We start from the raw sequence: 22,581 nt of genomic DNA, 5'->3' as shown, positions 1-22,581 counted from the left end.
GCCGCGAATCAGTGGAGCGACTCGACGATGGTGGCGATGCCCATGCCGCCGCCGACGCAGAGCGTCGCGAGGCCGAATCGCTTGTCCTGGCGCTCCAATTCGTCGAGCAGGGTGCCCAGGATCATCGCGCCGGTGGCACCGAGCGGGTGGCCGAGCGCGATCGCGCCGCCGTTGACGTTGACGATCTCGTGGTCGACGTCGAGGTCACGCATGAAGCGCATCGGCACCGCCGCGAAGGCCTCGTTGACCTCGAACAGATCGATCTGGTCGACGGTCATCCCGGCCCGGGCGAGCGCCTTGCGCGCGGCCGGCGCGGGGCCGGTGAGCATGATCGTCGGGTCCGCGCCGGACACCGCAGTGGCGACGATCCGTCCGCGTGGGGTGAGCCCCTGTGCCGTGCCGGACTCCTCGGAGCCGATGAGCAGCAATGCCGCGCCGTCGACGATGCCGCTGGAATTGCCCGCGTGGTGCACGTGATCGATGCGCGGCACCCAGTGATACTTCTCCAGCGCGACGGCGTCGAAGCCGGCCTGGTCACCGATCGTCGCGAACGACGGCTTCAGGGCCGCAAGGCTCTCGACCGTGGTGTCCGGCCGCAGGAACTCGTCGCGTTCGAGCACCGTGACGCCGTTGTTGTCGCGCACCGGCACCACCGCGCGGTCGAAGCGGCCGTCGGCCTGCGCCTTGCCGGCGCGGCTCTGGCTCTCGGCCGCGTAGGTGTCGACGTCCTCGCGGCTCCAGCCCTCGATGGTGGCGATCAGGTCGGCACCGATCCCCTGCGGCACGAAGCCGGTCGCGTGCGCGGTCTCGGGGTCGAAGGCCCAGGCGCCCCCATCAGAGCCCATCGGCACGCGCGACATCGACTCCACGCCACCGGCGAGAATCAAGTCGTGCCAACCCGATCGGACCTTCTCGGCGGCAGTGTTGACTGCTTCCAGGCCGCTGGCGCAGAAGCGATTGAGCTGCACGCCGGCGGTCCTCGGCGGCAGGCCCGCCGCGAGCGCGGCCGTCTTGGCGATGACCGAACCCTGGTCGCCGAGCGGGCTCACGACACCGAGGATGACGTCGTCGATGGCGGCCGGGTCGAGTCCGGTATGCCGCTGCCGCACCTCGTCGATCAGACCGGTTACCATCTTGACCGGTTTCACCTCGTGCAGCGAACCGCTCGCCTTGCCCCGGCCCCGGGGGGTGCGGATCGCTTCGTACACATACGCTTCCACAGGCATCAGGAGTTTCCTTTCGGTCCGGCGTCGGCCGGCTTGATCGCTCCGGCGTCGGCCAGTGCTGTCAGTTGATCGTCGGTATAGCCAAGGTCGTGCAGGATGGTGGCGGTCTCGTCGGCGCCGCCGTCAGCCGGCAGCGTGGTAGGGGTGTGGCTGAACCGCGGAGCGGGTGCGGGATGCCGCAGCCCGTCGCGTTCGACATACACCTCACGGTCGGCGAGGTGTGGATCGCCCGTGACTTCGGCCGGCTCCAGCACGGGAGCGACGCAGGCGTCGAGGCCGTCGAACGCCGCGATCCATTCGTCGCGGGTCTTCTCGGCAATGCGGGATGCGAACACGGATCGGGTTGCCGGCCAAGAGGATTGGTCGAGCTGCGCGGCAGGGTCGAGGTCGAGCTCGAGCCCCTGCAGGAGCTGGCCGTAGAACTTCGGCTCCATCGCCGCGACCGACAGCCACCTTCCGTCGGCTGTGCGGTAGGAGCCATAGAACGGAGCACCGCCGTCGAAGACGTTGCCGCCGGGTGCAGCGGCCCACAGCCCCGACGCCAGCATCGCCTGGTGCATGCCGGTGAGCAGTGCCGCGCCGTCGACGATGGCCGCGTCGACCACCTGCCCTTCGCCGGTGCGTGCAGCCGACCACAGGGCGCTCAGCACGCCCACCGCGAGCAGCATCCCGCCGCCCCCGAAGTCGCCGAGCATGTTGAGCGGTTGAGTCGGTGTGCCGTCGGCAGCAACGCACGGGGCAAGCGCTCCGGACAGTGCGATATAGCCGAGGTCGTGGCCCGCCGTTGCTGCGCGCGGGCCGGTCTGCCCCCAGCCGGTCATCCGTCCGTAGACCAGCCGCGGGTTGATCGCGAGCAGGGCCTCGGGGCCGAGCCCGAGTCGTTCGGCGACGCCCGGGCGGAAGCCCTCGGTGAGCACGTCGGCGGTCGCGGCGAGCTTGCGGACGGCTTCCTGCGCCTCAGGCTGCTTCAGGTCCAGCTGCATCCAGCGGCGGCCGCGGTTGAGCACACCATGCGTCGGCCGCATGGCCTCCTCGTCGTCGCCGGCAAGGCGGCCGACGCGGATCACCTCCGCGCCGAGGTCAGCCAGCAGCATGCCGGCGAACGGTGCCGGCCCGATCGCCGACAGCTCGACGACCCGGACCCCGGTGAGCGGCCCGGTCACTTCTTGCCGCCCTTGACGAAAGCCGCTGCCAATGCGACGAATTCGGGGTCGGCGAGGCGGGCTACCTGTCCGTCGCGCTCCAGGTCCAACGCGGCGTCCAGGCCACCGATGGTCGCCTGATTGATCGCCCGCTTGGTGGCCGCGAGGGCCCCGGCCGGGCGATGCACGAGAGCCGTGCAGATCTGCGCGATCCGATCGTCCAGCTGGTCGGCTGTGCAGACCTCGCTGATCAGGCCGGTGGCGACCGCATCGCGCGCGGAGATGCGTTCGCCGAGCAGCGCCGCTCGCATGGCGCGTGAGCGGCCCATCGACGCTGCGAAGGTCAGCGTGGTGCCACCGTCCGGCATCAGTCCGATGCCGGTGAACGGCAGGAGCAGGTAGGCATCGTCCACCGCGAGCGCGATATCGGCGGCGAGGGCATAACCCGCGGCAACCCCTGCTGCGAGCCCGTTCAAAGCTGCCACAACAGGTTTCGGCGATGCGGTGATGCGCCGAATGACCTCGGAGGTGGCCTCCATCGCTGCTGCCGGGTTGGCGCTGAGCTGGTCCGCACCGGTCAGGTCGGCGCCACTGGAGAAGGCGCGGCCGGTGCCGGTGAGGACCAGCACGCGCAGCTGATCGTCGGCCTCGACCCGGTCAAGGCCGGCAAGCACGGCGTCCTTGACCTCGGTGTCGACCGGATTGAGCCGGTCCGGGTTGGTGAAGCGCACGGTCAGCACCTGACCGTCGGCGCTGACCGCGGCGTGTGCGGTCTCACTCATTGCTGCACTGTCCCCTCGTCGGCCGCGACCTGCTGTCGCAGTGTGGCTTTCACAACCTTGCCCGAGGCGTTGCGCGGCAAGGCGTCGAGCAGGTGCAGCTCGGTCGGCTGCTTGTAGCGCGCGAGCCTGCCGTCGGCGAAGTCACGCAGTTGCTCGATGGTCAGTGAGGCGCCAGGTCGCAGGGCGGCGACCGCCACGACGGTCTCGCCCCACTTGTCGTGCGGGCGGCCGACGACGGACACCTCGGCGATGTCCGGGTGGTCGGCGAGGGCATTCTCGACCTCGACGCAGTAGACGTTCTCACCACCGGTGATGACCATGTCCTTCACCCGGTCGACGACGTAGACGAATCCCTCGTCGTCGACTCGGACCAGGTCACCCGAATGGAACCAGCCACCCTCGAATGCCGCTGCAGTTGCTTCGGGTTGACGCCAGTAGCCGAGCATCTGGGTAGGGCCGCGGTAGAGGATCTCGCCCACCTCGCCGGGTGCGACGTCCTGCCCGAGCGGATCGACGACCCTGGTCGCCAGGGTCGAGATCGGCTTGCCGACGGAGCCAAGCTTGCGGATCGCGTCCCGCTCGCCCAGCATGCAGGTCACCGGGCTCATCTCGGTCTGGCCGAAGACGGCGACGTTGGCCCCGCCGGGGAAGGCCTGCGTCATACCGCGCAGGAGTTGTTCGGTAGCCGGTGCCGCTCCCCAGCTGAGCACCCGCAACTGCAGGTCGCGCGGTGACCGCGACTGCTCGGCGACCATCGCCTGCCACTGCGCCGGCACCAGGAACGTGCCGGTGACGTGCTCGTCGCGCATCAGGTCGAGCGTCTCGCCGGCGTCGAACGCCGCAGTCGGCTGGAGCACCACCGTGGCCCCGGCGAGCACCGTGCCGCTGAAGACGCCGAGGCCGCCGATGTGGAAGAGCGGCGTGCCGAGCAAGGTGATGTCGTCGTCGCTGCTCTGCCAGGCGCGCAGGCAGGTCACGCCGTTGCCGTGCAGGTTGAGGTGGCTGAGTACGGCACCTTTCGGGCGGCCGGTGGTGCCCGAGGTGAACATGATCAACGCCGGGTCGTCCTCGGCGACGTCGACCACCGGGTGCTCCGGATGGTCGGCGCCGACGAAGGCCTCCCAGGCGACGCCCGCGGCGGGAGCTTCGCTCGCGGCAGTCACCACGACCCGCGGCGCGATGTCGGCGTCGGCGAGCGCCGCCTGCAGGCTCGGCAGCAGCGCCGCATCGACGACCACGACCGCAGGCTCGGCGTCGCCGAGCAGCACCGCGAGCTCGGGCGGGGTGAGGCGGAAGTTGAACGGGACGGCGATCGCGCCGAGCTGCTGGGCTCCGACGACCGCGTCCAGGAACTCGGGGCGGTTGAAGGTGAGGAGTGCGACGCGGTCACCCTTGCGGACGCCGCCGGCATACAGCGCATTGGCGAATTTGCTTGCGCGCTCCTGGAATTCGCGCCAGGTGATCGTGTCGCCCTGCCAGCGGAACGCCGCCTTCTCCGGCTGCTGGAAGGCGTGCCGGGCCACCAGGTTGGGCCACGTCGTACGGCGCACAGCGCGAGTCTCCGCGTCCAGCGGCGGCACATCGGGAACGACGGTCATCGGCATTTCCTCCGGGGAGCACTACACCTGTGCAGCGCCATACTTACATAGCGATCGCTAAGCTGGCTAGAGTTCCGGGCAGAAAGGAGCGCGATGACCACGAAGACCGCCGACTGGCGGGTCTACCCCGCCGCCGAGCTCACCCCGATCCTCGCCGCGTCGTTGACCGAGTTTGCCGAGCACGGGTATGACGGCACGTCCGTGCGCTCAATCGCGGGTCGCGTCGGGGTGACCGTGCCCGCTCTCTACTACCACCATGAGAACAAGCAGGCGCTGCTCGTCGCGTTGCTCGACCGGGCGATGGAGCTGATCACCAGCCACAGTGAAGCGGCAGCTGCAGAGGCCGGCGCCGACCCCCGAAATCGGCTGAGCGCGATCGTCGAGGCGATCGTGCACTACATGGTGCAGTGCCGCGACCTGGCGTTCCTCAACTCCGAAATGCGCTCTCTCACAACGGAAAACCGGGCGCGCTACGTCGCGCAACGGGACCGGGTCGACCAACTGCTGCGGGACTGCATCCAGGCCGGCATCAACGACGGGAGCTTCGGCGTTCCGTGGGCCAGCGACGCCACCCGCGCCATATTGTCGATGTGTCAGGGCATCGCCGGCTGGTACGACCCGGCCGGCACCGAGACACCGCAGGTCATCGCCGACCGTCACGTGCACCTCGCACTGGCGATGGTGGAGGCCGGCGACACCCGCCTCACCGAAGGAGCAAAGAAGGCATGAAAGGTCTGTCCGGAAAGACCGCGATCGTCACCGGCGCGAGCCGCGGCATCGGCTTCGCCGTCGCACAGCGGCTCGTGGAGGAGGGCGCGAACGTCGTCATCACCGCGCGCAAGGAAGAGGCTCTCGCCGAAGCCACCCGCACGCTGGGCGAGCGTGCCCGTTACGTGGCGGGAAAGGCGGACGATCTGGACCACCAGGACGAGGTGATCGCGACCGCGCTGGACTCCTTCGGCAGTCTCGACTTCATGGTGAACAACACCGGGATCAACCCGGCGTACGGGCCGTTGATGGACATCGACACCGGTGCTGCCCGAAAGATTATGGAGGTCAACGTGATTGCCGCGCTCTCCTGGGTGCAGAAGATCCAGGCAGCCTGGCAGCGCGAGCATGGCGGCGCGATCGTCAACATCGCCTCGGTCGCCGGTCAGCGTCCGGCGCCGGGCATTGCGATGTATGGCGTCAGCAAGGCTGCGTTGATCCATCTCACCGAGGAACTCGCCTTCGAGCTCGGCCCGAAGGTGCGGGTGAACGCGGTCGCCCCGGCCGTGGTCAAGACCGACTTCGCCAAGGCGCTCTACGACGGCCGCGAGGATGAGGTGTCTGCGTCATACCCGTTGCAGAGGCTGGGGGTGCCCGATGACATCGGCAGCGTGGTGGCCTTCCTGCTGTCGGACGACGCCGGCTGGATGACCGGTCAGACGCTGACCATCGACGGCGGTGTCCTCCTGAACGGTGGCGCGGGATGAGTGAGCTTCCGGGGCTGGATCTCGAGCGACTGCAACGGTTTCTGGCCGACGAGGCACCGACGCTCTTCGACGGTCCCCTGACCGGTGAGGTGATCGCCGGCGGCAAGTCCAACCTCACCTACATCGTCACCGACGGCACGAGGGAAGCCGTCGTCCGTCGCCCTCCACTTGGACACGTGCTGGCGACTGCGCACGACATGGGCCGGGAGCACCGGGTGATGGCGGCCCTTGCCGACACTCCCGTCCCGGTGCCGACGATGTATGCCGAATCGACCGACACCGACGTGATCGGCGCGCCGTTCTACGTGATGGAACGCGTGCAGGGCACGCCCTACCGAACGGCCGAGGAGCTCAATCCCCTGGGTTCGCAACGGGTTCGAGCGATCGCCGACGACGTCACGGACACCCTCGTCGCGCTGCATGCGGTCGACCCGGCGGCAGTCGGGCTCGGCGACTTCGGCCGCCCCGAGGGATATCTCGAGCGTCAGGTGCGTCGCTGGCGCAAGCAGATGGACGGCTCCCGCAGCCGCGAGCTCGCCGGCGAGCAGGAGCTGCACGAACGCCTCGCGGCATCGATCCCCGCGCACAGCGACGCGACGATCGTGCATGGTGACTACCGCATGGACAACACCCTCGTCGATGAGAACGACAAGGTGACCGCCGTACTCGACTGGGAAATGGCGACTCTCGGCGATCCGCTTGCCGATGTGGCACTGATGCTGGTCTATCAGTCGCTCGCCGAGATCGCGCCGCATGCGGTCTCGACGGTGTCCCAGGCAGATGGGCACCCGAGTCGCGCGGACATCGTGCGGCGGTATGGCGAGAAGTCAGGCCGCGACGTCAGTCACCTGGCGTTCCACGAGGCGCTTGCCTACTACAAGCTGGCCGCCATCCTCGAGGGCATCTACTTCCGTTACCAGCAAGGTCAGACCGTCGGGGCCGGCTTCGAGCAGGTTGGTGAGTCGACCGAGCCGCTGATCGCGGCGGGGCTCGCCGTCATACAGGACTATTCCGTCAAGGATTGAGGATTGCCAATGGATTTCGCGTATGACGAGAAGACCGAAGAGCTGCGTGGCCGGGTGCGCGCGTTCCTCGACGACGAGGTCACGCCGGCCGAGCCGGTATTCGAGGAGCAACTCGCCGCACAGCCCGACCCCTGGGCGTGGAGCACCGTTCCGGTGCTGGAGGAGCTCAAGGACAAGGCCAAGTCGCAGGGCCTGTGGAACCTCTTCCTGCCCGGCGACAAGGGCGCCGGCCTGACCAACGTGCAGTATGCGCCGCTCGCCGAGATCCTCGGCCGGTCGTCGCTGGCGTCGGCCACGATGAACTGCGCGGCGCCGGACACCGGCAACATGGAGGTGCTCAACGAGTTCGGCACGCCGGAGCAACAGGAACAGTGGCTGAAACCGTTGCTGGCTGGGCAGATTCGCTCGTCGTTCGCGATGACCGAGCCCGATGTCGCGTCGTCGGACGCGACCAACATTGCGACCCGGATCGAGCGCGACGGTGACGAATATGTGATCAATGGTCGCAAGTGGTGGATCACCGGCGCGATGGACCCGAACGCCAAGATCTTCATCGTGATGGGCAAGTCCGACCCGTCCGCCGAGCGGCACCGGCAACAGTCGCAGATCCTGGTGCCACGCGACACCCCGGGCCTGACGATCAAGCGCGGGATGACCGTCTACGGCTACAACGACGCCGACCACGGTGGTCACGCCGAGTTGGAGTTCACCGACGTGCGGGTGCCGGCGAGCAACCTGATCGGCGACGAGGGTTCGGGCTTCGCGATCGCGCAGGCCCGTCTCGGGCCGGGCCGCATCCATCACTGCATGCGCTCGATCGGCTTGGCGGAGAAGGCAATCGAGCTGATGTGCGAGCGCGCGGACGGCCGCACCGCGTTCGGCCGGCCGCTCAGCGAGCAGGGGGTGATCCGCAACTGGATAGCCGAGTCGCGGGTCAAGCTCGAGCAGCTGCGGTTGCTGGTGCTCAAGACCGCCTGGCTGATGGACACCGTCGGCAACAAGGGTGCGCACACCGAGATCCAGGCGATCAAGATCGCGACCCCGGAAACCGTGCAGTGGATCCTCGACAAGGCGATCCAGACGCACGGTGCGGGCGGTCTGTCGCAGGACTTCCCGCTGGCACGGGCGTATGCCGGGATCCGGACGCTCCGTTTCGCCGACGGCCCGGACGAGGTGCACAAGGCCTCGCTCGCGCGGCGCGAGTTGCGGCGGCAGGCGGCCGAGCGCGACGGGCGCGGCAACTGACCCGCGACTGATGCGAACGCGACGAGGGGGACCACCTGCTGGTGGTCCCCCTCGATAAGTTCGGTGCGGCCGGTCAGTCGCGGTCGCGGTCGAGCTCGAAGCCGAGCCGGCGCGCGGTGCGCTGCCGCATCCGGCCGGCCCGCAGCCGCTGCAATCGCTTGACCAGCATCGGGTCGTGGCGGAGTGCTGCCGGGGTGTCGATGATCGCGTTGAGCACCTGGTAGTAACGGGTGGAACTCATGTCGAAGGTCTCGCGGATCGCCTGCTCCTTGGCACCCTGGAGCTTCCACCAGTTGCGCTCGAAGGACAGGATCGCGACATCGCGCTCGCTCAGCTCGGCGTCACCGGTCGGCATCACCTGCTGGTCGGCGGCAGCCATGCGGAAGTCCCTTCGTCGTGATCGATGTCCGGGCACGATGATAGGCCCGAATCACACGCGTGTCATTCCGGCAAGCATCTGCATCGGCATGTCGTGGCGGATGTGACTGGAGTGATCAGCGCGAAGCGGCGATGTCCGACAGCCCACGCACCGCGAGCAGCGGTGTCCCGCGCAACCACAATGCTCCAAGCGCCCCGACCAGGCCACCGGCCATCACCGTCGGCGCGACTCCGAGGCTGGCGCCGGCCGCCCCACCGATGAGTGCCGCGAGCGGACGGACGCCGTAATTGATCGTCGAGAACGCGCCGGACACCCGCGAGCGCAGCCCGTCCGGGGTGACCACGGCCGACACCGCATTGTTGTTGACGTCGTAGAGCATGATCCCGAACGCGCAGAGGAACTCCACCCCGGCGAGGACCGCGATCGCGCCGACGCCGCCACGCGGAGCGAGCGGCAGCGCCATACAGGGCAGTGAGCCGAGCACGGCACCGCATGCGATGGTCCGGCCGATGCCCAGCGCGGCCGAGCACCGCGTCGCGACGACCGCACCGAGCAACGCACCCAGGGCACCGATGCCCATCGCGAGGCCGATCTCGCCGGGATCGAGCAGTAACGTCCGGCTCGCGAAGAGCACCACGAGGGCGAGCACGACGAAGTTGCCGAAGTTGAGCGTCGTGGAGCACAACAAGTTGGCACGCAGATAGTCGTTGCGCCGGATGCACCGCAGGCCGGCAAGCACGCGCGAGCCGATCGCGCCGTCGGAGCGGTCGGGCTTCGCCTCCTGGACGCGGACCCTGGAGAGCGTGATCGCCGAGACGAGGAAGGACCCTGCGTCGGCCAGCAGTGCGATGGGTGCGCCGAGCACCTGCACGAGGCCACCCGTAAGTGGCGGACCCACGAGCGAGGCCGTCGAGCGCGACGTGCTGAGCATCGAATTAGCCTGCAAATATTGCTCTTTGCGGACCAATGACACGAAGAATGGCGGCCACGCGGTCGACTGGACGACTGCCGCGAAACCGGCAAGAAGGGCGACCGCGAGCAGCAACGGAAGGCTCAGTGCACCCAGCGCGTGCGCGACCGGTATGACGCACAAGACCGCCGCCTGCGCGACCGCCGAGGCGATCATCACCGCACGCTTGCTGCGCCGGCCGTCGACCCAGACCCCGACCACGATCGCCACGAGGTATGGCGCCCAGGCCGCCGCCGTGAGCAGCCCGACCTCGAAGGCACTGGCGCGCATCGTGGTCACCGCGAGCAGCGGCAGCGCCAGGCCGGAGATCTGGCTGCCGACCATCGACACCGATTCGCCGGCCCAGAAGGTGACGAACCGGTGATCGCGCCAGAGCAAGGGCGGCGCGGAGGTGTCAGTCGTCATCGCTTGCCGACGGCATCGTCCAGAGCAGCATGCGCACCGGACGCGCGTCACCCGGGATCGTGCCGTCGCCGCTCTTGCGCCGGACGTATGGCGCCAGCAACTGCTCCCAGGCGGCTTCAAGCTCGGCGAGTTCGTCGGCGCTGAGCAGGATCGTGGTGTTGGCGCGACCGGCGAGTTTGCGCCATACCAAAGGCAATCGGGGCTCGTCGTCCTCCCGCCAGCGCCCGACGAGGTCGCCTTCGGTGCGCTCGGTCGCGGCGAGCAGCGCGGTCTGCGCGGTCGCTGACTCGTCGTCGGTGACGACCATCCGGTAGCCCCGCGAGGTTGCTTCCCACCAGCGCTCCCGGCCGCTGCCGGGGTGGTCGCTGTCGCGGACGAGGCCGTGCTCGGCGAGGTGCCGCAGGTGCCAACTGGTCACTGACGGCGTCGCGCCGACGTCGGGCGCGAGCGCAGTCGCAGTGCTCGGTCCGTCGGCGTTGAGTTTGGCCAGGATCGCCAACCGCACCGGGTGGGCCAGTGCGCGCATGCCCTTGGCATCGAGCTCGACGTCGCCATACGGATTGGCCATGCGGGACTCCGTTAACGTGAGAGAACTCTCTTGAGAGGAGCCTCTCACGTCATACGGGCGGCGGCAAGGGAGCACTTGTCACGTCACAGGTGGACTTGTCACGTGAAGGAACACGTGACAAGTCCACCGTTGACGTGACAAGTCCACCGTTTGTGGACGAGCCCGGACTACTCCATCGAGTCGAGGATCGCCGCGATGTCCTCGGTGCTGGTGTTGGGGTTGACCACCGCGAAGCGGGCGAGCGTCTCGCCGTTGTGCGACGTGGGTACGACGAACGCCGACTGCTCCTCCAGCAGCTTGTCCGACCAGGCCTGGTAGTCCTTCGGATTCCAGCCGGCGCGACGGAAGACGACGACCGACAGGTCGGGCTCGCGCACCAGCTCAAGGTAGGGCCGCTGCTCGATCTGCGCAGCGGCGAACCGGGCGATCGACAGGGTGTGCTCGATCGCCTCGGTGTAGGCGTCGGTGCCGTTGGCCACCAGCGAGAACCAGAACGGCAGGCCGCGCGCCCGGCGGGTCAGCCCGATCGAGTAGTCGGTCGGGTTCCAGTCAGGTGCCTCGGTCAGCACGTCGAGGTATGACGCGTGCTGGGTGTGCGCGGCGCGGGCGAGCGCCGGCTCGCGGTAGAGCAGGGCGCAGCAGTCGAATGGCGCGAAGAGCCACTTGTGCGGGTCGACGATGAACGAGTCGGCTCGTTCGACCCCGGCGTACTTGTCGCGGACGCTCGGCGCGGCGAGGCCGGCCCCGCCATACGCGCCGTCGACGTGGAACCAGATGCCGAACTCCTCGCACACGTCGGCGACGGACTGGAGGTCGTCGATGATGCCAAGGTTGGTGGTGCCCGCGGTGGCCACGACCGCGAAGAAGGTCTCCGGCCCGTGCTCGAGGATCGCCTTGCGCAGGTTGTCGCCGGTCAGTCGCAGGTTCTCATCGACCGGCACCTGGACGAGATCGGCGTCCATGACCTCGCACGCCGACTGGATGGACGAGTGCGAACCCACCGTCGCCGCCACCCGAAATGGCCTGGTGTTGTTGCGTGCTCGGGCACTCGCGCGAGCGGCCACCAGCGCTGACAGGTTGCCGATCGTGCCGCCCTGCACGAACGCACCGCCGGCGGACTCGGGCAGCCCCGCAAGGTTTGCGATCCAGCGGAGCGCCTGGTTCTCGGCATACACCGCACCGGCACCCTCGAGCCACGACCCGCCGTAGATCGACGACGCACCGACGACCAGGTCGAACATCGCGGCCTCGCGGGTGGGCGCGCACGGAATGAACGAGAGGTAGCGCGGGTGGTCGGTCGACAAACAGGCCAGCGCAAGCTCGTCCTCGAAGAGCCGCAGCGCAGCCTGACCACCCATCCCCTGCGCCGAAATCGCACCACCGGCAACGGATTCCAGCTCGCTCGCGGTGCGCGGCGCATCAAGGGGCACCGGATCGAGCGCGAGTCGATCGGCGGCATACTTCAGGATCGCCTCGCCGAGTTGCGAGGTCTCTTCGGTAAAGCTGTGCACCCTGCGAAGTGTAGGACCCGTGAGCGTCCCCGCAGGCCGCCTGGTTAGCTGGACGTATGACGGTGCGACCCCTGCAAGAACTCGTCCACCCGTCCTGGCTGCCGGTGCTCGAGCCGGTTGCCGACAAGGTCACCGCGTGCGGCGAGTTTCTCCGCGAGGAGGTCGCGTCGGGCAACGGCTACCTGCCTGCTGGCGACAAGGTGCTGCGGGCCTTTGAGCAACCGCTGGACGACGTGCGAGTGCTGATCGTCGGCCAGGACCCCTATCCCACGCCGGGTCATGCGGTCGGACTGTCGTTCTCGGTGGCGCCGGAGGTCAACCCGGTCCCGCGCAGTCTGCAGAACATCTACCAGGAAATGACCAATGATCTCGGGTGTGCCCGTCCGGCCACCGGCGACCTCTCACCATGGGCAGATCGCGGCGTGTTGCTGCTCAACCGAGTGCTGACGGTGCGCGCCGGCCAACCGGCGAGTCACCGCGGCAAGGGCTGGGAGCATGTCACCGCCGCCGCGATCAACGGCTTGGTCGAGCGTGGCGGCCCGCTCGTCGCCATCCTCTGGGGACGCGACGCACGCAACCTGGCACCGCATCTCGGGCAGGTGCCGTATGTCGAAAGCGCCCACCCCTCACCGCTGTCGGCACATGCCGGCTTCTTCGGATCCCGGCCGTTCAGCCGCGTCAACCAGTTGCTCGCCGAGCAGAGCGCCGAGCCGATCGATTGGAGTCTGCCGTGAACCCGGCACCGCATCATTGGGAGAGATTCGTCGCGATCGGCGACTCCTTCACCGAGGGCATGGTCGATCCGTCGCCGGCCATTGATGACGAGTATGTCGGCTGGGCCGATCGGCTCGCCGCTTGCCTGGCGGACCGAAATGCCTCTGCCGGAAAGCCTTTCGGCTATGCCAACCTGGCGATCCGCGGCAAGTTACTCGCCGACGTCACGGGACGGCAGCTGCAGAACGCGCTGGAGCTGCAACCGGACCTGATCAGCATCGTGGCCGGTGGCAACGACTGCCTGCGCCCGAAGGCCGACCTCGACGCCCTCGCCGACGAGCTCGAAGGCGCCGTGGTCACGGCGCGGGCCAGCGGTGCGGATGTGTTGCTGTGCAGCAGTTTCGACCCATCTGCCGCGCCGCTGGTGCGTAAGGCGCGACCGCGTGCCGCCATACACAGTGCGAATGTGTGGGCCATCGGCCAGCGACAGGGTGCGTATGTCGTCGATCTGTGGACCCTGCGGGCGCTGCGCGATCCGCGGATGTGGGGCGTCGATCGGTTGCACCTGTCGACACAGGGCCATCAGCGGGTGGCGGCGCAGGCCGCGTGGACGCTCGGTCTGCGCGAGGGCGACCGCGACTGGGCGGTGCCCCTGCCGCCCGCTCCCCCGCTCGGGCGGCTCGAGGCGGCGCGCGGGCACGCCACCTGGGCGCGCGAGTATCTCGCTCCGTGGCTGCAGCGCCGGATCCAAGGCCGCAGCTCGGGTGACGGCCGATCACCCAAACGTCCTGAGCTTCAACCATTTTCGTCAGGAGAGGCGCTCCATGACTGACAACCGCGGTGCTCTGATGGCCGCCGAGATCGCCGAACAGCCGGAGATGCTTGAGCGCATCCTCGGCTCGCAGCAGGCTGCGCTCGCGCCGGTGGTGCAGCGGCTGCGCGACTACAACCCGCACACCGTGCTGCTGGTGGCACGCGGCACGTCTGATCACGCGGCGCTCTACGCGAAGTACCTCATCGAGACAAGGCTCGGCCTGCCCGCCGGGCTCGTCTCCACCTCCGCTTACACCGTGTATGACGAATCTCCCCACCTGCAGGGCGTCGTGTGGATCGCGGTCAGCCAGTCCGGCGGCTCCCCCGATCTCGCGCAGTCGACGAAGGCGGCACGCGAATCCGGTGCGCTGACAATCAGCCTCACCAATAGCGAGACCTCGGCAGTGCAGGACGCGGCCGAGATAGCGCTGCACCTGGACGCCGGGGAGGAGCGCTCGGTGGCGGCGACGAAGACCTACACCGCGAGCCTGCTCTGGCTGTGGCTGCTGATCGAGACCTGGGCGGGAGGGGACACCTCCGCAGCCGGCCGGGTGCCGCAGTGGGCGGCGGACTCACTTGATCTGCCGACAGTGCCCGACGTCGCCTCGCGCTACCGCTTCGTCGACAAGCTGGTCACGACATCGCGCGGTTTCGCCTACCCGACAGCCCGTGAGTCGGCATTGAAGTTGATGGAAACCTGTTATCTGTCGGCGCATGCCTTTTCGGGTGCCGACCTCATGCACGGGCCGCTCGCGATGATCGACGAGGATCGGCCGGTCATCGCGATCGTTCCGGAGGGTCGCGGGGGTGCCGCACTCGAGCCGGTGCTCGGGTCGTTGCGTGAGCGCGGCGCAGACGTCTGTGTCGTGGGTCCGGCTGCGGTGCAACCGGATTCGCCGGTCTCGATCACGTTGCCATCCGGCATGCCGGAGCAGCTCGCGCCGATCGCGCAGATCATCCCGCTGCAGCAGCTCGCCCGGTTGATGGCGCTGTCGCGCGGTTACGACCCGGACCACCCGCGCGGGCTGCGCAAGGTGACCGAGACGCGCTGAGGCCGGCTGCCCGAGCGCGCAGCTACCCCGCGGTACGCCCGGCAAAAGTCGACCCTCGGCATACATCCACGCCGTGACGCGCCGAATCTTCGGCGTGTTGCTATGCCGAGGGTCGAGAAATGCCGGTGTCCCCGGAGGCGTCGCTACTGCGCGAGCTCGGCCGTGATCGCGGCGACGAAAGTGTCGATGTCGGCCTCGGTGGTGTCGAAGGTGCACATCCACCGCACCTCGCCGGTCGACTCGTCCCAGAAGTAGAACTTGAACTTCTCCATCAACCGCAGCGAGACCTCGTGCGGCAGGATCGCGAAGACCGCGTTGGCCTGCACCGGCCGCGGCACCGTCAGCCCGGGCAGCTCGCGCACCGCATCGGCGAGCCGCTGCGCCATGGCGTTGGCGTGAGTTGCGTTGCGCAGGTAGAGATCTCCCGACAACAGGGCGATCAGCTGGGCCGAGACGAAGCGCATCTTGGAGGCGAGCTGCATCGACTGCTTGCGCAGGAATTTCACGCCCCGCACCCGGTCGGGGTTGAGCACGACGATGGCCTCGCCGACCATCAAACCGTTCTTCGTGCCGCCGAAGGACAGGATGTCGACGCCGGTGTCGGTGATCAGCTCCTGGAACGAAACTCCAAGAGTGGCAACGGCATTTGACAGCCGCGAGCCGTCGACGTGGAGGGCCCATCCTTGCTGGTGCGCATAGTCGGCGATCGCCCGGATCTCGTCGATCGTGTATGCCGTGCCGAGCTCGGTGGTCTCGGTGATCGACACCACGCCCGGCTGCGCGAAGTGCTCGTCCCCCATCCGGTCGGGCACGGTGCGCAGCAGGTCCGGGGTGAGCTTGCCGTCCGGGGTGTCGATCAGGTGCAGCTTGAGCCCGGCAACCTGCTCCGGCGCGCCACCCTCGTCGACCGTGATGTGCGCCGTCGACGTGCAGATCACCGACTCCCACCGGTGGGTAACCGACTGCAGCGCAACAACATTGGCGCCGGTGCCGTTGAACACTGGGAACGCCTCGGCCTGCGCGCCGAAGTGGTCCCGGAAGACATCCTGGAGCCGCTCGGTGTAGACATCGTCGCCGTAGGCGGTCTGGTGGCCGTCGTTGGCGGAGGCAATCGCGGCGAGCACCTCGGGGTGGATGCCGGAGTAGTTGTCACTGGCGAACCCGCGCAGCGCAGGGTCGTGCAACGGCTGGGGTGCGGTGTCTGGCGTCGTCACGGCTTCATCGTCTCGATCGACCCGTTGACCTCGTCGGCCGGCCGATCGAACAGCTGGACCATCCAGGTCGCGAGCTCGGCGACCGGGGTGAATTTCTTGTAGCCGTCGGGCTTTTCAGCCTGCATTGCCGGGGTGACGAGCGCCAGGATGCGCACGATCGCAGCGGCCGCGTCGGTGTCCTTGTATGACGCGGCGACGCTCCGCAGCCACATCTCGGCGCCGGCCTTGGCGGTCAGGTAGGCCGCGTTGGTCGCACTCGGCTTGTCCAGCCCGGTGGTGGAGACGATCGCCATCCGGCCGTGCGGGGACCTACCGATCGACTCGTGCAGCGCGCGTGTGGCGTGTTGCAGAGTGCGAATCAGGTTGGCCTGCAAGAACTCCCAGTCGGCGAGGTCACCTTCGACGATGCCCTTGCCGCCGCGCCAGCCGCCGACCAGGTGCAGCAGGCCGTCGACGCGACCGTGCTGGCGCACCAGCTCCGCACCCCATTCGATGGTGGCCGGCTCGTCGAGCAGGTCGACGACCGAGGCGATCACGCGATCGGGTGCGATGGCAACGACCTCATCGAGGCGCTTCTGGTCGCGTCCGGCCGCGATCACGGTGGCACCGGCGGCGGCCAGCGCCTCGACCGTGGGGCGGCCGAGGTCGCCGGCGGCGCCGGTCACGACGACGACGGAACCCTGCAGGGTGCTCATGCGGGTGCTCATGCGGGGTCCCCGCGAAGTATCCGGAGGAGCGAAGCGGGGGAGGAACTTCGTGGGGTGCTCATGCGGCTGCGGGCTCGGGAGTGGCGGCGGTAATGCCGGCGGTGGAGTCGATCACGTCCTTCATCTTCTTACGGAGTGCTTCGTAGAACACGTTCAGGGGGAATTCGTCCGGCTGCACCAGGTTGGTCAGTTCCTTGACCGGTCCGTCGAGCGGGAGCGCCGAGGCGCCCTTGGCCCAGGTCGAGGCGGGATGCGGCGCGACATACGAGCTGACGAACTCGTAGGCGGCGAGCCAGTGTCCGACCCGCGAGCGGTCGATGCCGCTGCGGTAGAGGCGTTCGACGTCCTCGCAGAGTGCGACGACGACCTCGGGCACCCGCCGCCAGTCGAACGACAGCTTGTTGTCGGTCCAGTGCAGCGCATTGTTCTTGTGCAGGTAGGCGAACATCAGCTGGCCGCCGAGCCCGTCGTAGTTGCGCACCCGGTCACCGGTGATCGGGAAGCGGAAGAGCCGGTCGAAAAGGATTGCCAGCTGCACCGAGCGCGCGTAGGGCTGGCCCTCGGCCTCGAGCGCGACCGCCTGACGGAAGGTGTTGAGGTCGCAGCGCAGCTCTTCCAGCGCATACATCCAGAACGGCATCCGCTGCTTGATCATGAAGGGGTCGAACGGCAGGTCGCCGTGGCTGTGCGTGCGGTCGTGGATCAGGTCCCACATCGCGAAGGTCGACTGCGCGAGCTGCTGCGAGGCGATCAGTCGCTCCCCGTCCGGCGGCAGCTGCAGTGACAGTAGCTCGGACGCGGCACTGACCACGCGGCGGAAGCGGGCGCCCTCCCGGTCGCAGAAGATGGCGCCCCAGTGGAACTTCGGAACCTCGCGCATGGCAACGGTTTCGGGGAAGAGCACGGCGGAGTTGCTGTCGTAACCCGGGGTGAAGTCGATGAAGTTGACGGGCAGGAACATCGGGTTGTCGTACGTCTGCTCGACCTGCGCCAGCCAGTCGGGCCAGGTGACGCTGATCAGCAGCGCCTCGAAGACCCGGTCGGGGTTTCCGTTCTGGGTGTACATCGGGAAGACGACCAGGTGCTCGGTGCCGTCGGCGCGCGACTGATCGGGGCGGAAGAGCATGAGCGAGTCGAGGAAGTCGGGCACGCCGAAACCACCGTCGGCCCACTTTGCGAAGTCGGCCGGCAGGGCGTAGAGGTAAGCGGCGTCGTGCGGGAATCGCGGTGCCAACGCTGCGATTTCGCCGACGATGATCTGCACCAGCTCAGCCGCGCGGGCGTGCGACTGCTCGTCGGGGATCGAGCCGTCCTTGACCTGCATCAGGCGCAGCTCCTCGACAGCGGACTTCAGCGAGGCCCACTCGTCGGTGCGCTCGACGCCGGAGCCCAGCGGGGTGACGCCAGTCTGCGGCCGGCGACCGGCGGCGGCCCAGGTGACCAGGTTGGTCCAGAAGCGACGGTGGTCGAGCTCGTCGATCGAGTCGTCGCCGACCAGGTCGGAGTCGGCCAGCACGACGACGCGGCCTGCGCCATACGGCAGGGCGACGGCGAGCGGCTGCCGGGCGGGGTATGCCGTGTCGCTGGTCCGCGCGAGCACCTGGGCGTCAAGTGCAGCAGAGGCGTCGAGCACGCCGGCGCGGTAGAAGCACAGCTCGTCGACACCGGCGAGCAGGCCCTGGCCGAGGCCGCCCTCGACCTGCGCGAGCACCCACGTGGCGTTGTCGTGGAAGCGACGGCCGCCCTCGCGGGACTCGTGGACCGTCGTGCTCACGACGCGGACGCCGAAGCGGGCGAGCAATGCGCTCACGTTGTTGCCGTAGGTGTCCTGGTCGCACTCCGCGAGGACGACGAGGCCGCCGCCCTGTTCGACGTACTGCACGACCGTGTCGATCTCGGCCTCGTCGAAGACCGGCGGCAGGTCACCGGTGACCCGCTCGGCCTGCTCACCGGCGAGGTGGTCGATGACCAGCACGTCGGCGCCGGCGAGCGCGGCGTCGTCGATGCGGCCGGAGTCGTGGCCGGTCACCTCGAAGCCGCGGGCGCGCAGGGCGTCCGCAGCGAGTTCGAGCGAGGAGTCGGCCGGGTTGGCGGGGTTCATCCGCGCTGCGGTCTCCCGACGCAGCGCCCATGCGCTGCTGTGTGCCTGTTCGACCACGACCTTCGGGAAGACGCTCATATCGGCCACCTCTTTCGCTCTTCGTCGGAAATTTTGCCGTCTAACTCATCGTAGGCAGTAAATATTGCGGTCGCCAACCCGGGTGCGCTCGGGCGTGTGACCCGCATTACGCTCCCTCGTATGCCGGTCGAACGCGTCCTTCCCACCACCGATGCTGCCGACCTGATCGAACTCACCCGGGAGATCGCGCGTCGCGAACTCGCGCCCAGGGTCGAGCAGGCCGAGGCCTCGGCCACTCCCCCGCGCGAAGTCTTCGGCACCCTCGGCCGCGCCGGGCTGCTGTCGCTGCCCTACCCGGAGGAGTATGGCGGGGGCGGCCAGCCCTACGAGGTCTATCTGCAAGTGGTCGAGGAGCTCGCCGCCGCGTGGATGAGCGTTGCCGTCGGCGTCTCGGTCCACTCGCTGACGGTGTTCCCGGTCGACAAGTTCGGCTCCGACAGCCAACGCAAGGTGCTGCTGCCGGACATGCTCGGTGGCGAATTCCTCGGTGCCTATTGCCTTTCCGAGCGGGAGGCGGGCTCCGACATTGCAAGCATGCGCACCCGGGCGACGGTTGCCGACGACGGCAGCGCGACGATCAGCGGCACCAAGAGTTGGATCTCCCACGCGGGCAAGGCCGACTACTACACGTCGTTCCTGCGCACCGACGACACCGGCGGCAAGGGCATCTCGTGCTTCGTGGTGCCTGCGGATGCTCCCGGGCTGAGCTTCGGCTCGCCCGAGCGCAAGATGGGCCTCGACGGCGACCCGGTGGCCGAGGTGCACTACGAGAAGGTGCCGGTGTCCGCCGACCGGATGATCGGCGAGCGTGGGCAGGGTATGTCGATCGCGCTCGCCGCACTGGATGCCGGTCGCCTCGGGATTGCCGCTGCCGCAACGGGATTGGCTCAGTCCGCCGTCGAGCTGGCTGCGTCATACGCCAAGGAGAGGGTGCAGTTCGGGCGGGCCATCGCCGATAACCAGGGCCTGGCCTTCCTGCTCGCCGACATGGACGCGCAGACCGCCGCTGCACGGGCCACCTACCTGCACGCAGCCCGGCTGAAGGACGCCGGCAGGCCGTTCAGCAAGGAGGCGGCGATCGCCAAGCTGATCGCGACCGACGCCGCGATGAAGGTGACGACCGACGCGGTGCAGGTGCTCGGCGGCGCCGGTTACACCAAGGATTTCCCTGCCGAGCGCTTCATGCGCGAGGCGAAGGTGACGCAGATCTTCGAAGGCACCAATCAGATTCAGCGACTTGTGATTTCGCGGCACCTGCTGCGCCAGGTCGGCAACGGAAAGGGCAGCAACGCATGAAGATCGACAACCAGACCGTCGCACTCGTGACCGGCGGCGGATCGGGCCTCGGCGAGGCGACCGCCCGGCGACTGCACGAGGCGGGGGCGGCCGTGGTGCTGCTCGACCTGCCCTCGTCGGCCGGCCCGCAGGTCGCCGAATCCCTCAGTGAGCGTGCGCGATTCGTCGCCGCTGACGTCACCGACGAGCAGCAGGTGCAGGCGGCCGTCGACTCCGCTGCTGAGCTCGGCACGCTGCGCATCGTGGTCAACTGCGCGGGGATCGGTACGCCGGGACGGGTGATCAGCAAGCGCGGTGTCTTGCCGCTGGAGGACTTCCGCAAGGTCATCGAGGTCAACCTAATCGGCACCTTCAACGTGTTGCGACTCGCTGCGGCGGCGATGGTCGACAACGAGCCGATTGACGGCGACCGCGGGGTGATCGTGATGACCGCCTCCATCGCCGCGTATGACGGGCAGATCGGCCAGGCGGCATACGCCTCCTCCAAGGGCGGCATCGTCGGCCTCACGCTGAGCGCGGCACGCGACCTGGCGGACAAGGGGATTCGCGTCGTCACGATTGCGCCCGGCACCTTCGAGACGCCGATGCTGGCCGGTCTGCCGAACGACGTGAAGTCGGTGCTCGAGGCTCAGGTGCCGCACCCGTCCCGGCTCGGTCAGCCGGCGGAATACGGCTCGCTGGTCGCCCACATCGTCGACAACCCGATGCTCAACGGCGAGGTCATCCGTCTCGACGGCGCGCTCCGGATGCCGCCCCGCTGACCCGGCCCGGGCTGGTCGAGTAGCCGAACCCGCTGGTCGAGTAGCGGCGAGGCACGAGCCGCGTATCGAGACCACGCCGCAGGTCTCGATACGCCTCCCCCGCTACGCTCCTCCGGCTACTCGACCAGCGGGATAACACGCCTCCCCCGCTGCGCGCCCTCTCGCCGAGGGGCTCACCTACCGTCGAGAGGCTCACATATTCGGGCTCCCGTAGCCGCATATTGGTGAGCCTGTGGGCGATAAGTGAGCCTCTCGGCGGAGGGTCAGTCAGGCCTGGGACGACTTCTGCCAGAGGTTGATCCCCTCGTCGACCGCGTGCCGGTCGATCTTCTTCAGCTCGTCCTCACTGAAATCGAGGTTGTCGAGCGCACCGAGGCTGTCCTCGAGTTGCTGCACGCTGGAGGCACCGATCAGCGCCGAGGTGACCCGCTTGTCGCGCAGCACCCACGCGATCGCCATCTGTGCGAGCGTCTGACCACGCTTCTTGGCGATGCGGTCCAGCGCCCGGATGTGCTTCAGCGCCTCATCAGTGAGCATCTTCGGATCGAGCGACTTGCCCTGCGCGGCACGGGAGCCGTCCGGCACCCCCTTGAGGTACTTACTGGTCAGCATCCCTTGCGCGAGCGGTGAAAACGCAATGCAGCCAACGCCGTTCGCACCCAACACGTCAAGCAGGTCCTCCTCGACCCAACGATTCAGCATCGAGTATGACGGCTGGCTGATCAGCAGCGGCGTGCCCATCTCGCGCAGGATCCGCACCGCTTCCCTGGTGCGCTCACCGCTGTAGGAGCTGATCCCGACATACAGCGCCTTGCCCTGTCGCACGGCGGTGTCGAGCGCGCCGAGCGTCTCTTGCAGCGGAGTGGACTCATCGAAGCGGTGGCTGTAGAAGATGTCGACGTAGTCGATGCCCATCCGCTGCAGCGACTGGTCGAGCGATGCCAGCAGATACTTGCGCGACCCGCCGCCCTGGCCGTACGGCCCCGGCCACATGTCGTAACCGGCCTTGCTAGAGATGATCAGCTCGTCCCGGTAGCGCTTGAAGTCCTGAGCGAAGATCGTGCCGAAGTTGCGCTCGGCCGAGCCGTACGGCGGGCCGTAGTTGTTGGCCAGGTCGAAGTGCGTGACGCCGAGGTCGAACGCCCGGCGCAGCACCGCCCGCTGCCGGTCCAGCGGCACGTCGTCCCCGAAGTTGTGCCACAGGCCGAGCGAGATCGCCGGCAGGTCCAATCCACTTGTGCCGCAACGGCGGTAGACCATGTCGTCATACCGGCGCTGATCTGCTTGGTAGTCGTCCGCTCGAAAAGTCACCGCAATATTCAATCGCACGGCCGGCAGCGGTGGGGTCAGGTCCGCCGCAACGATTCGTCCCGGGACGACGCCGCCCGGTAACATCGTGCCCGCTCCGGACCGACCGTCAGGCCCTCCGCAGCATGCCGGTGTAGCTCAGTTGGTAGAGCGCTTCACTTGTAATGAAGATGTCGCGGGTTCGACTCCTGTCACCGGCTCCACAGTTTGC

At 68.2% G+C, this 22,581-nt stretch carries 21 protein-coding genes and 1 tRNA gene; 10 read left to right on the top strand and 12 right to left on the bottom strand.

Going from position 1 to position 22,581, the window contains the following annotated elements; translation table 11 throughout:
- Positions 1-8: 8 nt before the first annotated feature.
- From N2M23_RS04550 to N2M23_RS04535, 4 genes are read right to left on the bottom strand one after another with little or no spacing between them, the layout of a single operon-like run.
- Entirely contained in the window at positions 9-1,226 is a 1,218-nt protein-coding gene (locus tag N2M23_RS04550; protein ID WP_265443619.1) for an acetyl-CoA C-acetyltransferase, read from the bottom strand.
- A complete protein-coding gene (locus N2M23_RS04545) occupies positions 1,226-2,389 on the bottom strand; it encodes a CaiB/BaiF CoA transferase family protein (RefSeq protein ID WP_265443618.1) in 1,164 nt (387 codons plus the stop codon). Before N2M23_RS04545 ends, N2M23_RS04550 begins: the two co-directional genes overlap by 1 nt.
- Positions 2,386-3,150, bottom strand: a complete 765-nt coding sequence (locus N2M23_RS04540; RefSeq protein ID WP_265443617.1) for an enoyl-CoA hydratase-related protein — start codon at positions 3,148-3,150, stop codon at positions 2,386-2,388. Before N2M23_RS04540 ends, N2M23_RS04545 begins: the two co-directional genes overlap by 4 nt.
- On the bottom strand, positions 3,147-4,748 hold the full coding sequence (locus tag N2M23_RS04535) for a long-chain-fatty-acid--CoA ligase (protein WP_265443615.1): 1,602 nt from the start codon (positions 4,746-4,748) through the stop codon (positions 3,147-3,149). The genes N2M23_RS04540 and N2M23_RS04535 overlap by 4 nt, the downstream gene beginning before the upstream one ends.
- 93 nt (positions 4,749-4,841) lie before the next feature.
- Between N2M23_RS04535 and N2M23_RS04530 the strand changes: the two genes are divergently transcribed.
- The 4 genes from N2M23_RS04530 to N2M23_RS04515 are packed head-to-tail and all read left to right on the top strand — an operon-like array spanning position 4,842 to position 8,493.
- Entirely contained in the window at positions 4,842-5,477 is a 636-nt protein-coding gene (locus tag N2M23_RS04530; RefSeq protein ID WP_265443613.1) for a TetR/AcrR family transcriptional regulator, read from the top strand.
- A complete protein-coding gene (locus tag N2M23_RS04525; RefSeq protein ID WP_265443612.1) occupies positions 5,474-6,223 on the top strand; it encodes an SDR family oxidoreductase in 750 nt (249 codons plus the stop codon). The genes N2M23_RS04530 and N2M23_RS04525 overlap by 4 nt, the downstream gene beginning before the upstream one ends.
- Positions 6,220-7,248, top strand: a complete 1,029-nt coding sequence (locus N2M23_RS04520) for a phosphotransferase family protein (RefSeq protein ID WP_265443610.1) — start codon at positions 6,220-6,222, stop codon at positions 7,246-7,248. The genes N2M23_RS04525 and N2M23_RS04520 overlap by 4 nt, the downstream gene beginning before the upstream one ends.
- 9 nt (positions 7,249-7,257) lie before the next feature.
- Positions 7,258-8,493, top strand: a complete 1,236-nt coding sequence (locus N2M23_RS04515; RefSeq protein WP_265443608.1) for an acyl-CoA dehydrogenase family protein — start codon at positions 7,258-7,260, stop codon at positions 8,491-8,493.
- A gap of 73 nt (positions 8,494-8,566) precedes the next feature.
- On the opposite strand, the gene N2M23_RS04510 is transcribed toward N2M23_RS04515, so the two are convergent.
- The 4 genes from N2M23_RS04510 to N2M23_RS04495 all read right to left on the bottom strand — a co-directional run bounded on the left by N2M23_RS04510 (position 8,567) and on the right by N2M23_RS04495 (position 12,326).
- The gene (locus tag N2M23_RS04510; protein ID WP_265443606.1) at positions 8,567-8,872 is read right to left on the bottom strand and encodes a DUF3263 domain-containing protein; all 306 of its coding nucleotides are present in this window, start codon (positions 8,870-8,872) and stop codon (positions 8,567-8,569) included.
- A gap of 115 nt (positions 8,873-8,987) precedes the next feature.
- On the bottom strand, positions 8,988-10,247 hold the full coding sequence (locus tag N2M23_RS04505) for an MFS transporter (RefSeq protein ID WP_265443605.1): 1,260 nt from the start codon (positions 10,245-10,247) through the stop codon (positions 8,988-8,990).
- Positions 10,237-10,815 (bottom strand): ArsR/SmtB family transcription factor, encoded by a 579-nt coding sequence (locus N2M23_RS04500; RefSeq protein ID WP_265443603.1) that lies wholly within the window; start codon positions 10,813-10,815, stop codon positions 10,237-10,239. Before N2M23_RS04500 ends, N2M23_RS04505 begins: the two co-directional genes overlap by 11 nt.
- 167 nt (positions 10,816-10,982) lie before the next feature.
- Positions 10,983-12,326 (bottom strand): pyridoxal phosphate-dependent decarboxylase family protein, encoded by a 1,344-nt coding sequence (locus N2M23_RS04495; RefSeq protein WP_265443602.1) that lies wholly within the window; start codon positions 12,324-12,326, stop codon positions 10,983-10,985.
- A gap of 56 nt (positions 12,327-12,382) precedes the next feature.
- On the opposite strand from N2M23_RS04495, the gene N2M23_RS04490 reads away from it, so the two are divergent.
- The 3 genes from N2M23_RS04490 to N2M23_RS04480 are packed head-to-tail and all read left to right on the top strand — an operon-like array spanning position 12,383 to position 14,905.
- The gene (locus tag N2M23_RS04490) at positions 12,383-13,060 is read left to right on the top strand and encodes a uracil-DNA glycosylase (protein WP_265443601.1); all 678 of its coding nucleotides are present in this window, start codon (positions 12,383-12,385) and stop codon (positions 13,058-13,060) included.
- On the top strand, positions 13,057-13,872 hold the full coding sequence (locus tag N2M23_RS04485) for an SGNH/GDSL hydrolase family protein (RefSeq protein WP_265443600.1): 816 nt from the start codon (positions 13,057-13,059) through the stop codon (positions 13,870-13,872). Before N2M23_RS04490 ends, N2M23_RS04485 begins: the two co-directional genes overlap by 4 nt.
- Positions 13,865-14,905: an SIS domain-containing protein gene (locus N2M23_RS04480; RefSeq protein WP_265443599.1), complete on the top strand. Its 1,041-nt coding sequence runs from the start codon at positions 13,865-13,867 to the stop codon at positions 14,903-14,905. Before N2M23_RS04485 ends, N2M23_RS04480 begins: the two co-directional genes overlap by 8 nt.
- A 143-nt stretch (positions 14,906-15,048) precedes the next feature.
- Here the strand turns inward: N2M23_RS04480 and N2M23_RS04475 are convergent, their stop codons facing one another.
- The 3 genes from N2M23_RS04475 to N2M23_RS04465 are packed head-to-tail and all read right to left on the bottom strand — an operon-like array spanning position 15,049 to position 19,005.
- Positions 15,049-16,119 (bottom strand): threonine aldolase family protein, encoded by a 1,071-nt coding sequence (locus N2M23_RS04475; RefSeq protein ID WP_265443598.1) that lies wholly within the window; start codon positions 16,117-16,119, stop codon positions 15,049-15,051.
- A complete protein-coding gene (locus N2M23_RS04470) occupies positions 16,116-16,826 on the bottom strand; it encodes an SDR family NAD(P)-dependent oxidoreductase (protein ID WP_265443597.1) in 711 nt (236 codons plus the stop codon). The genes N2M23_RS04475 and N2M23_RS04470 overlap by 4 nt, the downstream gene beginning before the upstream one ends.
- Before the next feature lie 58 nt (positions 16,827-16,884).
- Positions 16,885-19,005, bottom strand: coding sequence for a DUF6421 family protein (locus tag N2M23_RS04465; protein ID WP_265443595.1), 2,121 nt, complete (start codon positions 19,003-19,005; stop codon positions 16,885-16,887).
- A 120-nt stretch (positions 19,006-19,125) separates the two neighbouring features.
- Between N2M23_RS04465 and N2M23_RS04460 the strand changes: the two genes are divergently transcribed.
- On the top strand, positions 19,126-20,301 hold the full coding sequence (locus tag N2M23_RS04460; protein ID WP_265443594.1) for an acyl-CoA dehydrogenase family protein: 1,176 nt from the start codon (positions 19,126-19,128) through the stop codon (positions 20,299-20,301).
- On the top strand, positions 20,298-21,062 hold the full coding sequence (locus N2M23_RS04455) for a 3-hydroxyacyl-CoA dehydrogenase (RefSeq protein WP_265443592.1): 765 nt from the start codon (positions 20,298-20,300) through the stop codon (positions 21,060-21,062). The genes N2M23_RS04460 and N2M23_RS04455 overlap by 4 nt, the downstream gene beginning before the upstream one ends.
- A gap of 267 nt (positions 21,063-21,329) precedes the next feature.
- Here N2M23_RS04455 and mgrA read toward each other — a convergent pair whose 3' ends face one another.
- Positions 21,330-22,373: an L-glyceraldehyde 3-phosphate reductase gene (gene mgrA, locus N2M23_RS04450; RefSeq protein WP_265443591.1), complete on the bottom strand. Its 1,044-nt coding sequence runs from the start codon at positions 22,371-22,373 to the stop codon at positions 21,330-21,332.
- 124 nt (positions 22,374-22,497) lie between these two features.
- On the opposite strand from mgrA, the gene N2M23_RS04445 reads away from it, so the two are divergent.
- Positions 22,498-22,573: transfer RNA gene (locus tag N2M23_RS04445), tRNA-Thr, on the top strand.
- Positions 22,574-22,581: the final 8 nt, after the last annotated feature.

This window comes from Flexivirga meconopsidis (assembly GCF_026162425.1).
Classification (GTDB): Bacteria; Actinomycetota; Actinomycetes; order Actinomycetales; family Dermatophilaceae; genus Flexivirga; species Flexivirga meconopsidis.
The sequence above is the reverse complement of the archived record's forward strand: the minus strand, read 5'-3'. Positions and strand labels throughout refer to the sequence as shown.

Excerpts from the sequence above, each read along its gene's own strand:
- N2M23_RS04550 (WP_265443619.1), bottom strand. The coding sequence starts at position 1,226 with ATGCCTGTGGAAGCGTATGTGTACGAAGCGATCCGCACCCCCCGGGGC.
- N2M23_RS04540 (WP_265443617.1), bottom strand. The coding sequence starts at position 3,150 with ATGAGTGAGACCGCACACGCCGCGGTCAGCGCCGACGGTCAGGTGCTG.
- N2M23_RS04535 (WP_265443615.1), bottom strand. The coding sequence starts at position 4,748 with ATGACCGTCGTTCCCGATGTGCCGCCGCTGGACGCGGAGACTCGCGCT.
- N2M23_RS04530 (WP_265443613.1), top strand. The coding sequence starts at position 4,842 with ATGACCACGAAGACCGCCGACTGGCGGGTCTACCCCGCCGCCGAGCTC.
- N2M23_RS04525 (WP_265443612.1), top strand. The coding sequence starts at position 5,474 with ATGAAAGGTCTGTCCGGAAAGACCGCGATCGTCACCGGCGCGAGCCGC.
- N2M23_RS04520 (WP_265443610.1), top strand. The coding sequence starts at position 6,220 with ATGAGTGAGCTTCCGGGGCTGGATCTCGAGCGACTGCAACGGTTTCTG.
- N2M23_RS04515 (WP_265443608.1), top strand. The coding sequence starts at position 7,258 with ATGGATTTCGCGTATGACGAGAAGACCGAAGAGCTGCGTGGCCGGGTG.
- N2M23_RS04510 (WP_265443606.1), bottom strand. The coding sequence starts at position 8,872 with ATGGCTGCCGCCGACCAGCAGGTGATGCCGACCGGTGACGCCGAGCTG.
- N2M23_RS04505 (WP_265443605.1), bottom strand. The coding sequence starts at position 10,247 with ATGACGACTGACACCTCCGCGCCGCCCTTGCTCTGGCGCGATCACCGG.
- N2M23_RS04500 (WP_265443603.1), bottom strand. The coding sequence starts at position 10,815 with ATGGCCAATCCGTATGGCGACGTCGAGCTCGATGCCAAGGGCATGCGC.
- N2M23_RS04490 (WP_265443601.1), top strand. The coding sequence starts at position 12,383 with ATGACGGTGCGACCCCTGCAAGAACTCGTCCACCCGTCCTGGCTGCCG.
- N2M23_RS04480 (WP_265443599.1), top strand. The coding sequence starts at position 13,865 with ATGACTGACAACCGCGGTGCTCTGATGGCCGCCGAGATCGCCGAACAG.
- N2M23_RS04470 (WP_265443597.1), bottom strand. The coding sequence starts at position 16,826 with ATGAGCACCCGCATGAGCACCCTGCAGGGTTCCGTCGTCGTCGTGACC.
- N2M23_RS04465 (WP_265443595.1), bottom strand. The coding sequence starts at position 19,005 with ATGAGCGTCTTCCCGAAGGTCGTGGTCGAACAGGCACACAGCAGCGCA.
- N2M23_RS04460 (WP_265443594.1), top strand. The coding sequence starts at position 19,126 with ATGCCGGTCGAACGCGTCCTTCCCACCACCGATGCTGCCGACCTGATC.
- N2M23_RS04455 (WP_265443592.1), top strand. The coding sequence starts at position 20,298 with ATGAAGATCGACAACCAGACCGTCGCACTCGTGACCGGCGGCGGATCG.